This is a genomic window from Alteromonas ulvae, from assembly GCF_048987005.1.
Classification (GTDB): domain Bacteria; phylum Pseudomonadota; class Gammaproteobacteria; order Enterobacterales; family Alteromonadaceae; genus Alteromonas.
The window spans coordinates 2,940,280-2,952,856 of record NZ_CP185261.1 but is presented as its reverse complement, the minus strand read 5'-3'; the positions used below and the strand labels follow the sequence as shown (position 1 = coordinate 2,952,856).

9 protein-coding genes are annotated in these 12,577 nt (G+C 45.6%); all 9 read left to right on the top strand.

The window, feature by feature from the left end:
* Nucleotides 1-91: 91 nt before the first annotated feature.
* The gene (ribF, locus tag ACOJR9_RS12960; protein WP_420933367.1) at nucleotides 92-1,012 is read left to right on the top strand and encodes a bifunctional riboflavin kinase/FAD synthetase; all 921 of its coding nucleotides are present in this window, start codon (nucleotides 92-94) and stop codon (nucleotides 1,010-1,012) included.
* A gap of 149 nt (nucleotides 1,013-1,161) precedes the next feature.
* On the top strand, nucleotides 1,162-3,981 hold the full coding sequence (gene ileS / locus ACOJR9_RS12955; RefSeq protein ID WP_420933366.1) for an isoleucine--tRNA ligase: 2,820 nt from the start codon (nucleotides 1,162-1,164) through the stop codon (nucleotides 3,979-3,981).
* Nucleotides 3,974-4,525: a signal peptidase II gene (lspA, locus tag ACOJR9_RS12950; protein WP_420933365.1), complete on the top strand. Its 552-nt coding sequence runs from the start codon at nucleotides 3,974-3,976 to the stop codon at nucleotides 4,523-4,525. The genes ileS and lspA overlap by 8 nt, the downstream gene beginning before the upstream one ends.
* A gap of 11 nt (nucleotides 4,526-4,536) precedes the next feature.
* Nucleotides 4,537-4,992, top strand: a complete 456-nt coding sequence (gene fkpB / locus ACOJR9_RS12945) for an FKBP-type peptidyl-prolyl cis-trans isomerase (protein ID WP_420933364.1) — start codon at nucleotides 4,537-4,539, stop codon at nucleotides 4,990-4,992.
* A gap of 14 nt (nucleotides 4,993-5,006) precedes the next feature.
* Nucleotides 5,007-5,951 (top strand): 4-hydroxy-3-methylbut-2-enyl diphosphate reductase, encoded by a 945-nt coding sequence (gene ispH / locus ACOJR9_RS12940; RefSeq protein WP_420933363.1) that lies wholly within the window; start codon nucleotides 5,007-5,009, stop codon nucleotides 5,949-5,951.
* A 420-nt stretch (nucleotides 5,952-6,371) separates the two neighbouring features.
* Entirely contained in the window at nucleotides 6,372-7,001 is a 630-nt protein-coding gene (locus ACOJR9_RS12935; protein ID WP_420933362.1) for a type IV pilus modification PilV family protein, read from the top strand.
* Nucleotides 7,002-7,114: 113 nt separating this feature from the next.
* Nucleotides 7,115-7,924, top strand: coding sequence for a PilW family protein (locus ACOJR9_RS12930; RefSeq protein WP_420933361.1), 810 nt, complete (start codon nucleotides 7,115-7,117; stop codon nucleotides 7,922-7,924).
* Nucleotides 7,921-8,484, top strand: a complete 564-nt coding sequence (locus tag ACOJR9_RS12925; protein ID WP_420933360.1) for a pilus assembly PilX family protein — start codon at nucleotides 7,921-7,923, stop codon at nucleotides 8,482-8,484. The genes ACOJR9_RS12930 and ACOJR9_RS12925 overlap by 4 nt, the downstream gene beginning before the upstream one ends.
* An 8-nt stretch (nucleotides 8,485-8,492) precedes the next feature.
* Entirely contained in the window at nucleotides 8,493-12,566 is a 4,074-nt protein-coding gene (locus ACOJR9_RS12920) for a PilC/PilY family type IV pilus protein (protein ID WP_420933359.1), read from the top strand.
* Nucleotides 12,567-12,577: the final 11 nt, after the last annotated feature.

Here is a 12,577-nt window from a genome sequence, read left to right as displayed (position 1 = left end):
GTCTACTTGGTACGGCGCTTGGTAATTCGGGCGGGGTCAGCTATAATCGCGAGCTTTGAATTTCTAGCAGTTAAAAAGGTAGTGGTTAACAGTGGAATTTATCCGCGGGCTAAATAATGTAAAACCTCACCATAAGGGGTGTATTCTCACCATTGGCAAGTTTGATGGCGTACATAGAGGTCATCAGGCGGTACTTGCTAATGTGATGGAGAAAGCGAGCTCGCTGTCGCTGCCCGCCACTTTGATGGTTTTTGAACCGCAGCCTGAAGAAGTTTTCACGCCAGAAAAGGCACCCGCGCGTATCAGCCCACTTCGCGAAAAATATGAACTACTAAGCCAACAAGGCGTAGACAGGCTGCTTGCCGTGCGCTTTAACGCTCAGTTTGCCAAACAAAGCGCGGATACCTTTGTCCACGACTTGCTGGTGGATAAACTTGGCGTTAAGTTTCTTGTTGTAGGTGATGATTTTCGCTTCGGTTTTGGCCGCAAAGGCGACTTCACCATGCTAGAGGCTGCAGGTCGCCGTTACGGCTTTGATGTGGTTAGTACCCAAAGCTTTACTATGCACGCTCATCGCATAAGCTCTACTGCCGTGAGAGATGCACTCGCGCAAAGCGATTTTGGCCTAGCGACGGAAATGCTAGGTCGTCCGTTTGCTATTCACGGGCGAGTTGTTCACGGCGAAAAGAAAGGCCGGACCATAGGTTTCCCTACGGCTAATGTCATGCTTAAGCGTTTTAAAACACCTATTCACGGCGTGTTTGCGGTGCGGGTGGACATAGACGGTGAACATTACAATGGGGTTGCAAACGTTGGCACCAGACCCACATTGAATGGGGTTAGAAACCAGTTAGAAGTACATATTTTCGATTTGTCGGCAGACTTATACGGTAAGCCCATCACCGTGCTGCCTATGGCAAAAATACGAGATGAAATTAAGTTTGCTTCCTTTGAAGCATTAAAAGATCAAATACAGGCTGATGCCGCCAAGGCGCGTCTGTTGTTAGCATAGTTAATCGTGATAAAGTCGCTGCGCACATTTAGACGTAAATGCAAATAAATGTAAAAGCAACCAAATGTAAATGCACGACATCATATAACGCCTTCGCAGTGTCATAACGACATTGGATGAAACTTAAGGTAACCGGATAAAACAATTTTATGAGTGATTACAAAGCCACATTGAACCTTCCAGACACTGCGTTCCCTATGCGTGGTAACCTTGCTCAGCGCGAGCCAAAGATGCTTAAAGACTGGCAGGAAAAAGGGGTGTATACCAAGATCCGCGAAGCTAAAAAAGGTAAAAAGCCTTTTATCCTTCACGACGGCCCTCCTTATGCGAACGGCAACATTCATATTGGGCACGCGGTTAACAAAATTCTCAAAGACATCATTGTTAAGTCAAAAAACCTGTCTGACTTTGACTCTCCTTACGTTCCGGGGTGGGATTGTCATGGTTTACCTATTGAACTTATGGTTGAGAAAAAAGTAGGCAAGCCAGGTCAAAAGGTCACCGCTGCCGAGTTTCGTCAAAAATGTCGCGACTATGCGCAAAAACAAATAGACGGCCAAATGGAAGACTTTAAGCGCCTGGGCGTGTTCGGTGAATGGAATAATCCTTATAAAACAATGGATTTTTCTTCTGAAGCCGACATTATCCGAGCGTTAAGTAAAATTGTAGACTCAGGACACCTTGAAAAAGGGTTTAAACCTGTTCATTGGTGTACAGACTGTGGCTCGGCCCTAGCTGAAGCAGAAGTTGAATACCAAGATAAAGTATCGCCAGCTATCGACGTGAAATTCCCGGTTGCAGATTCAGCGGCCATTGCGTCGGCATTTGGTGTAGAAGAAAGCGAACTGCTTGCTCACAACACAGGGGTCGTTATTTGGACCACCACACCGTGGACATTACCTGCAAACCGAGCGATAAGTTTAAACCCAGAATTGACCTACACCATTGTTGAAGTTCAACCTTCAAACGATTGGTATGTGGTTGCTCAAGACTTGCTCGAAAGCTGCATGACTCGCTACGGAGTAGAAGAATTTCGTGAAGTGGCAATATGTGCGGGTGATGCGTTAGATAAACTTAAGGTTAACCACCCATTTTTAGATATAACGGTACCGCTTATTCTTGGCGACCACGTTACCACTGAGTCTGGTACCGGTTGTGTACATACTGCGCCTGCTCATGGTGTTGACGATTTCAACGTAGGCAAGCAATACGACATTGAGGTGTATAACCCAGTAGGTAACAACGGTGTTTATCTTGAAAATACGCCGTTATTTGCAGGTCAGTTCGTGTTTAAAGCGAACCAATCCATTATCGACACTGTTCAAGAAAAGGGTAACCTTGTTTTGAACGTAAAATATGAGCACAGCTACCCGCACTGCTGGCGTCATAAAACGCCCATTATTTTCCGTGCTACGCCACAGTGGTTCATCAGTATGGACAACAAAGGCCTTCGCGCTGAGTCTTTGGAACAAATCAAGCAAACAAAATGGATCCCTGAATGGGGCCAAAATCGCATCGAAAAAATGGTTGAAGGCCGCCCTGACTGGTGTATTTCTCGTCAGCGCACATGGGGGGTTCCTATTCCTCTTTACGTTCACAAACTGACGGGTGAAGTGCACCCTCAGTCTTCCTCTCTTATGGAAAAAGTCGCATTAGAAGTAGAGAAGAAAGGTATCCAAGCCTGGTGGGACATCGACGATGCACAGCTTTTAGGCAGCGATGCGGATAGCTACGATAAAGTGACTGACACCTTGGACGTATGGTTCGATTCTGGTGTCACCCATTACTTTGTGGTTGACCGTCGAGAAGATCTTCCTGCCAGTGCTGATCTTTATTTAGAAGGTTCAGATCAGCACCGCGGTTGGTTCATGTCGTCTCTCATATCGTCAACCGCAATGCACGGTCACGCGCCATACAAAGAAGTATTAACTCACGGTTTCACCGTTGATGCTCACGGTAAAAAGATGTCTAAATCTGTGGGTAATGTGGTTGCGCCACAAGAAGTGACTAACAAGCTAGGTGCCGATATTTTGCGTTTGTGGGTAGCGTCGACAGATTACCGCGGTGAGATTGCGGTTTCTGATGAAATTTTAAAACGCGCAGCAGATTCTTATCGTCGAGTTAGAAACACGGCTCGTTTCCTATTAGCAAACCTCAACGGATTTAATGTTGAAGATGCGGTAGCTGAAGAAGACATGGTCGCGTTAGATCGCTGGATTGTTGCCCGAGCAAAAGCGTTGCAATACGAACTTTTTGATGCGTATGAAAAGTACGATCTGCTTGTAGTAACGCAAAAAATCATCCACTTCTGCTCGATTGAGCTTGGCTCGTTCTACCTTGATGTTATTAAAGATCGTCAGTATACCGCTAAATCAGACGGTATCGCACGTCGCTCGTGTCAAACGGCCATGTACCATATTGTTGAAGCGTTAGTTCGTTGGATTGCCCCCATCACTAGCTTTACTGCTCAGGAGATTTGGGAAGAATTACCTGGCGAACGCAGTGAATTTGTATTTACTGAAACATGGTACGAGGGCTTTAACGGCTTTACACAAAGCGAAACCTTCAGTGATGACCTATGGCAGAGCGTGATTAGCGTAAAAGACGCTGCTAACCAAGCAATGGAGAAAGCCAGAAAAGAAGGCCAACTAGGTGGCTCGTTAGAGGCAAGTATCAGTCTTTATGCTACCGAATCTTTATACAATGCGCTTTCAAGCTTCGATAATGAGCTTCGTTTCGTTCTTATTACCTCAGGTGTATCACTGACGCTCGTTGACAGTAAGCCTGATGACGCGCAAGAAACCGATGTTGATGGTTTATGGTTGAGCGTAAGTAAAGCGAAAGGCGAAAAATGTGTGCGCTGTTGGCACCACTTGGAAGATGTAGGTACTCATGTCGGTCACGAGGAGTTGTGTGGGCGTTGTGTAACCAACATTGATGGCGAAGGGGAAGTTCGTCACTATGCCTAATTCCGACGTGTCAGGTAATAGACCCTTTAGTCAAACTGGCCTGCGATTTCTGTGGATAAGCCTTGTGGCATTTGCTCTAGACCAATGGAGCAAATATGCAGTGTTAGATTCGATGAACTTGTATCAATCGATAGAAGTGCTTCCGTTTTTTAACCTAACTTATGTACATAACTATGGCGCAGCATTTAGCTTTTTGAGCAATGCCGGTGGGTGGCAGCGCTGGTTCTTTACCGCTATCGCTATGGGTATCAGTGTGGTTATTCTGTGGTGGCTTAAACAGTCTCCACGTTCACAAAAGCTACTGCCAGTGGCTTTTGCGTTTATTCTTGGTGGTGCGCTGGGTAACGTTTATGATCGGCTTGTACATGGTTATGTCATCGATTTTCTCGATTTTTACGTAAACAACTGGCACTGGCCTGCGTTCAATATTGCCGATAGCGCAATTTTTATTGGCGCAGGTTTATTGATTGTCGATATGTTTAAGAACGGTGATAAACGTACAGACAAATCAGGGGCTGATAGCAGCAAAACTTCACAGCAGTAATCGGAATAGATATGACAGACTCATTAGTAATAGGTAATGACAGCGAAGTTATCCTTCACTTCGACTTGAAGTTAGAGGATGGCTCTGCGGCTGACAGTACCCGCGTAAATAATAAGCCGGCGAAAATGGTCATGGGTGATGGAAGCCTTACGCCTAATTTTGAAGCCTGTCTGTTAGGTTTGAAAAAAGGTGATAAGAAAGCGTTCACGCTAGAAGCAAACGATGCGTTTGGCGAGCCGAACCCCAACAACATGCACTACATGGATAGAAGCCGCTTTGGCGCAGACCTGAGCATTCAAGAAGGCATGATTTTGGCGTTTGCTCAGCCAGATGGCTCGGAAATTCCTGGTATCATTCGAAGTGTAGCGGGGGATTCTGTAACCGTTGATTTCAATCATCCTCTGGCCGGACAGACCGTTATATTCGACGTCGAGATTGTTGATGTTAAATCCGGCAACAAAGCTTAAAGCGAGAACTCATTATGCAAATTCATTTAGCTAATCCTCGGGGCTTCTGCGCAGGCGTTGACCGCGCAATCACCATTGTAGAGCGTGCGCTAGAGATGTTTGAGCCGCCTATTTATGTGCGTCATGAAGTTGTTCACAACAAATTTGTGGTTGATGGGCTTCGCGAGCGCGGTGCGCTCTTTGTGGATGAGCTTCATGAAGTGCCAGATGATAGCATTGTTATATTTTCAGCTCATGGTGTATCGCAAGCAGTGCGTAAAGATGCTATTGCTAGAGGGTTAAAGGTGTTTGATGCGACGTGTCCACTAGTCACTAAGGTGCATATGGAGGTGACTCGTGCAAGTAAGGCCGGTACAGAATGTATTCTGATTGGTCATGCTGGCCATCCAGAGGTTGAAGGCACCATGGGACAATATAGCAATGAAAACGGCGGTATTTATCTTGTCGAGTCAAAAAGCGATGTTGAAAAACTGACGGTTAAAGATCCGTCAAAGCTCTATTACTGCAGCCAAACCACACTGTCGGTAGACGATACCGCTGATGTTATTGATGCCCTACGGGCAAAGTTCCCCGATATTAATGGCCCTCGCAAAGACGACATTTGCTACGCCACACAAAACCGTCAAGATGCAGTACGCGACCTGGCAACAGACTGTGATGTATTGTTGGTCGTAGGGGCACAAAATAGTTCTAACTCCAATCGTTTGCGCGAGCTTGCGGAAAAGATTGGCGCTAAAGCCTACCTCATTGCTGATGCTAATTGCATTCAACAGTCTTGGTTAGACAACGTTAATCATGTTGGCGTAACCGCTGGCGCCTCGGCTCCTGAAGTACTTGTACAAGGAGTTGTGGAGCGCCTAAAGGCATGGGGAGCAGTGTCTGCTTCTGAGCGTTCGGGTAGAGAAGAGAATGTTGAGTTTGCGGTGCCTAAAGAGCTTCGAGTGAAGCAGGTGGTGTAAGTGTTCTAACGGTTTACAGTGTACTGAAATTTCAAAAATGTCCACAGTGCTGATGCAGCACGTTATCGCTACGAAAAACCGCAGTTTTAACTGCGGTTTTTTTATGCTAAAGGCTACTAGCGCAAAGTAGAAAAGAATGGATAATCATACCGATAGCATCATTCTTGCTGAAAACGATTGTCGATGAGTAACCCTCTGATTGCTGCCGTAGGACAAGAGTTTTCGAGGCTTTTGTTAAATAAATTAGGTTTGGTTTTGGTATTGAGCATGACAAAACTGATGGGCATGATGGTATTAAATTATACGTTTTAATCGTCAAAGATACTTTTTTTAGTACGCTAACCGTCTAAACTGCTGTACTGGCAATAATATAGATGATTAATAGTTGGTTAGACAATTATGGCAACGCAGAAGGAAACAATGAAACACGTTAAGGATAACCGCATCATCTCGCAACGAGGCGTAGGATTCATTGAGATCCTCATAACGCTATTTATTCTTGCTGTTGGCTTGTTAGGTGTTGCTGCGCTTCAATTTACGGGGTCATTTGCCAATAAAGATGCAATTAGTAGAACACAAGCCGAATTAGTTGCCGCACAAGTGGCTGAGCGCTTGCGCGCGGCAGCGAGGCCTGCAACCGTTGGCGATGGGATGGTTGTGAATAATGCCTATTTTGCTACCAACTCCTATAACTTTTCCACGCTGAGCTGTTCCGGCTCTACTCAACCTTATCAGTGTTTTTGTCTTACTCGCCCAGCCGGCATACCCAACTGCGAAAGTAATAAATGCACAGAGCCCCAAATGGCAGAGTACGATGGCTGGGCATTATCCTGCTCAGCGGTCCAAACCAACCCTCAAACTGAGATTACAGTGAGTTGCGATGATAATAATAGTGCAGATGTCTATTCTTGCAGCACAGGCTCGCGCATTGAGGTGATGTTGACCTGGCCTGTAGCATCTTCGAGCACGCGACAATACACCAAGAATACCCGGTGTAATCCGAATACTGGCGATAGCAATGCCTGTGTTGTTAAGGATATTACGTTATGAGACATTCGGATTATCGTTTCGCTGTTTTTTGTAGAGATAATGCTCATAGAAGGATAGCTTGCACTAACAATGGAACTAGGGTCAACCAAAGCGGTTTCTCATTGGTAGAATTAATGATAACCCTTACCTTAGGCCTTATTATCTCAGGTGCCATTATTCAGGTTCTGGTGAGCAGCAGCGTAACGAATAAGCTCAATCAAGCCGTGTCGCAAGTTCAGGAATCTGGTCGTTTTATAATGAGCCGGCTGTCAAGTGAGTTCTACGAAGTGGGTCGTTATGACCTTATCACTGCCAACGTAGATACGTCTGTGGATACTGTGGTCGAATCAGCCTATATTCAGAATAACCCCATTGCAATCCCTGGAGACTTTGTCAATAGCGCTACGTTAGGGAGTATTCAAACTACTAACGGCGGTAATGACAAACTTGTGGTGAACCTGTTGGCTGCTAATGATTGTACAGGCAGCCGACATGGCTACCCAGTGGGCGTAGAATTTCACGTGGTGAATCATTACTTTGTTGTTGGCAGCGAGCTTAAGTGTACTGGTTTTGACGGTAGGGTACTTCGCGGCCTTCGATCGCAGGCAGTGTCTCCAGTGACAGTTACACTATTAGATAATATAGAAAGCTTTCAAATTCAATTTGGCGTGTCTGATACGGTGACAACTTCACAAGGACAGGCCGTCACTTATGTTACGGCAGATCAGGTAGGAAGCTTACGGGCACTGAATCAACAAGTGGTCTCACTTCGGTGGGCGCTCATGTTAAAGAGTTACCAAAATGAAGTGCGCCAAGCGAACGCACAAAAATTTGCCTTACTTAACGAAGCCGCACAAACCATGGATACAGCGCACTACTATCAGGTCTTTTCTAAAACCCTTGCGCTTCGCAATATGAAAAACTTTGTCAGGAGTTCACGATGAAACAGCGTGGTTTAGTTATGGTGTTTGCACTACTTGTTTTGCTTTCTATTACCGTATTGGGGGTAAGTGCGGTCACCAGCAGTTTATCGCAATCGAAAATGGCGATGTCGATGCAGCAAAGCGGTTTGGCATTTGATGCCGCTGAGTCGGCAATTGCTGGGGTATTTTTTGAATCGGAAGATGAAGTGTTACTTGCTGACGATACGTTAACCGATCCGCTTTCAGAGGCAAGGCAAGGAACGATTTTCGATCCTAATACAGATCAAATGAGCTGTTTTGATGAGGGAAACTGGACGGATAGGCATATGACCGCTGGTGGTTTGACAACGGGTAGTCGTCATGTCACATCGGGAAACTATCAATCGTCGATGTCGACTAAAAGTTGGTCTCGAACTGCTTTCATTCGAGAACAGGCCTGTCGAGGCTCTAGCAACGTTATTGGTGGCAGCAATGTGAACTGTCACGTTTTTATTATCAGAGGATGTGGGAAGGTCTCCGGTAAGCCTTCAGTGGTTGCCAATTCATTAGCCGCGTCGGTCTTTGGCCCAGCATCTCAATAGGTAGTGATATGAAGAAGTTAATAAGTTACTTTACATCAACGGTTTTATTTAGCTGTATTGGCTTCTCTGCCATTGGTGATGATTTAGACATCTACCTTGGAAATGCTGATAGCGCAGTAACCTATAATCCCAACGTCATCTTTATTATGGATTCCTCGGGCAGTATGGGGGCATACGATGGCACGAGTCAGTCTCGTATGCTGCGAGTACAGAACGCGTTAAAAGAAGCCCTCGGTTCAGCGACCAATATCAATGCGGGTCTTATGCGCTTTTCTGATTATGGTGGTCCAATTCTTTACCCTGTCAGGGATATAGACGATGCGGTTCGTCCTGAAATTGTAGTGTCCACTGGCTCGAGCAATAACGACGCCCATGAGATAGATGGCTCTGTGACAACATCTTCAAACGAACTTATTCTGAGCAAAGGTACAGATACCGTTACCTCGGGATTGCGCTTTGAAACACTGCAAATTCCGCAAGGTGCCACTATCGTGAGCGCTAATATTCGTTTTACGTCAGAGGGGTTTAATATCGCTGACACCTCGTTAGTGATTTCAGCAGAGGCACTAGCCGACACCACAGCATTCAGTGCATCTCCAAACAATATTTCCTCAAGAACTAAAACAGCCACCAATGTAGAGTGGTTGGCAGGTAATAGTTTTCCCACAACAGGTGAGATCATTACTACGCCCGACATTAGCAGTGTTATTCAAGAAGTGGTTGACCTTACCGATTGGTGCGGTGGTAAAGATTTAAACGTACTCATTGAAGGCACGAGTATCACAGGGTTAAGCGACCGTCGAGTAAGAGCCATTGATGAGGGGCTGAGCGGTGCACCGCAGCTAGTTGTATCTTATGACGACACAACGGCAACGGGGTGTACACAAGGTGAAAGTGTTTATCAGGTTGCCAGTCAACGTGACAACTCAGAAGAAGACACAAATGGCTATCCGAATACTGGCACAGAACTGACTTTCTTCAGCGCTTATAACGATAATATCGCAGTGCGCTTTCGTAATCTCAATCTACCGCAAGGGGCAGAGATTACAGAAGCCTACTTAGAGTTTACCTCTAACGCGAATAGAACGGCGTCGAATGCCAGCATGCGTATTAGGGGAGTAGCACAAAATGATGTCAATGATTTTCATCCAGAAAGGCGCTACCGGCTGCGGGATTTACCAAAAACATCAGGTATTGTCTGGTCTATGCCGAATTTCTTTTATCAAAATGTTTATCGTACGCCAGATATAAGTAGTGTTGTTAAAGAAATTATTGACCGATCTGGATGGCAACCAGGCAACGATATGGCGTTTGTACTCGACAATTTTAATTCTTTTCGAAGTGCATATACTTACAACGGGTCTGCGTCTCGTGCGCCAAAGTTGATTGTTAAATTTAATGGGGCAGCTACGCCAGGAGCCTCGGCGACAGTGCGTCAACACTTAATGAGTAAGGTAGACGAGCTTAGTGCAAATGGACTCACCCCAATTGTTGATACTCTGTATGAAGCCGCTAGTTACTATGGTGGCAATGCCGTTTACTACGGTCTTGAACGGGGAAAAAATGACGTAAATAATTCGGTAAGACGTAGTACTCGGGTAAGCCATCGTTCGTCGTATATTGGCGGCGACCCTATCCGCCCACCGGGTTGCTCTGACGGAAACCTTTCTGATAGCAACTGTATTAATGAGCGAATTCCGGTAGGCGCAAACTATATTTCGCCAGTGTCAGACCTTCAATGCCAAACCAACAATCATATTGTATTGCTGTCAGACGGTGAGGCAAATAACAATCATAGCGTGGACGAAATTCAAGCGTTATTAGGTGAAAACTGCACAGGTAGCGGCGGTGAGAAATGTGGGCTTAGCTTAGTCAAAAATATCAGTAAAGCGGAAACTTCAGCCATTGGTCCTCGGGTAATCACTCACACTATTGGGTTTGCTGCTAACAGTACCGCAAATAATTTTCTAAACCAGCTGGCTATTCAAAGCGGCGGCGGGTTCTACCAAGCGGATAACAGCGAAGACTTGTTAGCAGCCTTCAATACCATATTGCGCTCTGTCAAAGACGTAAACGCAACGTTTGTTTCGCCTGGGGTGGCGGTAAACCAGTTAAACCGATTAACACACCGAGATGAGCTCTATTTTGCTTTATTTAAGCCAAGCGAGGGCGCTATTTGGCCTGGAAACTTAAAACGCTATCGTTTAAGTGGCGATGATGTTTTGGATAAAAATAATTCCAGTGCTGTTGATAGTGTTACCGGCTTCTTCTCTGAAACATCTCACAGCTATTGGTCTGTGTTTGCCGACGGTAATGACGTTAGAAATGGTGGCGCTGCGAGCAGACTCACGTCTGAACGCAATCTTTATGTGTTTGATGGGGTGGGTTCAATCGTTAGCAGTACCAACGAGCTGCATGAAGACAATGGTTCCATTACTGAGTCTGATTTGGGTATTGAGGATGAAGCAGATGCCGAGGCACTGCGTGACGTTTTATTGAAATGGGCTCGCGGGGTTGATGTTAAGGATGAAGACGGTGATGGCAGTACCAGTGACTTTGTCAATCGAATGGGAGACCCAATCCATTCACAACCTATCATTGTAAACTACGGCACCAATGATTCAGCCATCTTTGTGGCAACTAATCACGGCATGCTGCACTCTATTGATACAGAAACAGGCGATGAGAACTTTGCCATTATGCCAAAAGCGTTGTTGCCCAACCTTGATCACTTCTACAAAGATGCGTCTTCGTTTGACCATAAATACGGGTTAGATGGCGATATGGTGCTGCGCACTGTCGGCAACAAGATGTATCTCTACGTTGGTATGCGAAGGGGTGGTCGTAACTATTATGTTTTTGATGTTACGCAAAAGACATCACCAAAACTGAAATACAAACTTGAAGGTGGCACGGGTAGCTTAAGTAAGCTTGGTGAAACTTGGTCTAGACCGACAATTACTAAAGTGAAAATAGGTAACGTGGTAAAAGACGTCATGATTGTTGGCGGTGGATATGACAATGCTCAAGACAACAGGATTGTAAGGTCTGGTGACGCTGTCGGCAATGCGGTCTTTATGTTTGACGCCGATACCGGCGCGCTGTTATGGCATGCGAGTAATGCTGATGCCAATCTAAACCTGACAAGTATGCAATATAGTATCCCCGGACGAATTTCTGTGATTGACAGGGATAATGATGGTTTGGCCGATCACATGTACGTGGCCGATACTGGTGGGCAGCTATTTAGACTTGATATTTATAATGGAGAAACTGGTGCTAACTTTATCAAGGGGGCTAGATTAGCCGACTTTGGTGGTGACACCGCAGAGTCAAACCGCCGTTTCTATTACGGCCCTGATGTGTCTGAAGTTGCTCTAGGTGATGAGCTTTATTACGGCGTAGCATTAGGCAGCGGCTGGCGTGCAAACCCATTAGATACGGTGGTGGAAGACAACTTTTACATGCTCAAAGACGACGGTGTTTTTAACCGTAACACAGACGGTGACTATAAGTTTATGTCAACGGTGTTTGAAAGCGATATGTATGATGCGACAAGCCATGCTTTAACGAGTTCGGTAGAGTCTGAACGGGAGATTGCTTCGCAAGAGTTTGCTAATAAAGCGGGTTGGTATTTAAATCTTTCCACCGGAGGAGAAAAGGTATTGTCATCACCGCTGATCATTGACTATAAAGTGTTCTTTACTACCTATGTGCCATCTTCAAGCAGCACGAGTGCCTGTGCACCGCCAACTGGCAACAGCCGGGCTTACTTAGTTAACTTGTTTAATGGCAATGCCCTTACAGATCTAAATATCAACGGTATTCTTGATGACGGTGACCGTGCAGCGGATCTTAAGCAGACGGGTATTGCACCAGAAACCAAAATTCTGATTGAGAGCATTACCAGTCCGGTTGTGTGTTTAGGTACAGAGTGTGTTTCTGCTGTTATTGAAGTAGATGAAGATGGAAACGACGAAGCATGTACCTCTGCCTTTGAATGTTTGGGGCAGAATATTTACGGGCGGTTTGAACGCATTCAGCGCGGAAGTTGGCATTCAGAGACAGAGCGAGAGCAATAATTGTGAGTAAG

Excerpts from the sequence above, each read along its gene's own strand:
- ispH (WP_420933363.1), top strand. The coding sequence starts at position 5,007 with ATGCAAATTCATTTAGCTAATCCTCGGGGCTTCTGCGCAGGCGTTGAC.
- ACOJR9_RS12925 (WP_420933360.1), top strand. The coding sequence starts at position 7,921 with ATGAAACAGCGTGGTTTAGTTATGGTGTTTGCACTACTTGTTTTGCTT.
- ACOJR9_RS12920 (WP_420933359.1), top strand. The coding sequence starts at position 8,493 with ATGAAGAAGTTAATAAGTTACTTTACATCAACGGTTTTATTTAGCTGT.
- ACOJR9_RS12930 (WP_420933361.1), top strand. The coding sequence starts at position 7,115 with ATGATAACCCTTACCTTAGGCCTTATTATCTCAGGTGCCATTATTCAG.
- fkpB (WP_420933364.1), top strand. The coding sequence starts at position 4,537 with ATGACAGACTCATTAGTAATAGGTAATGACAGCGAAGTTATCCTTCAC.
- lspA (WP_420933365.1), top strand. The coding sequence starts at position 3,974 with ATGCCTAATTCCGACGTGTCAGGTAATAGACCCTTTAGTCAAACTGGC.
- ileS (WP_420933366.1), top strand. The coding sequence starts at position 1,162 with ATGAGTGATTACAAAGCCACATTGAACCTTCCAGACACTGCGTTCCCT.
- ACOJR9_RS12935 (WP_420933362.1), top strand. The coding sequence starts at position 6,372 with ATGAAACACGTTAAGGATAACCGCATCATCTCGCAACGAGGCGTAGGA.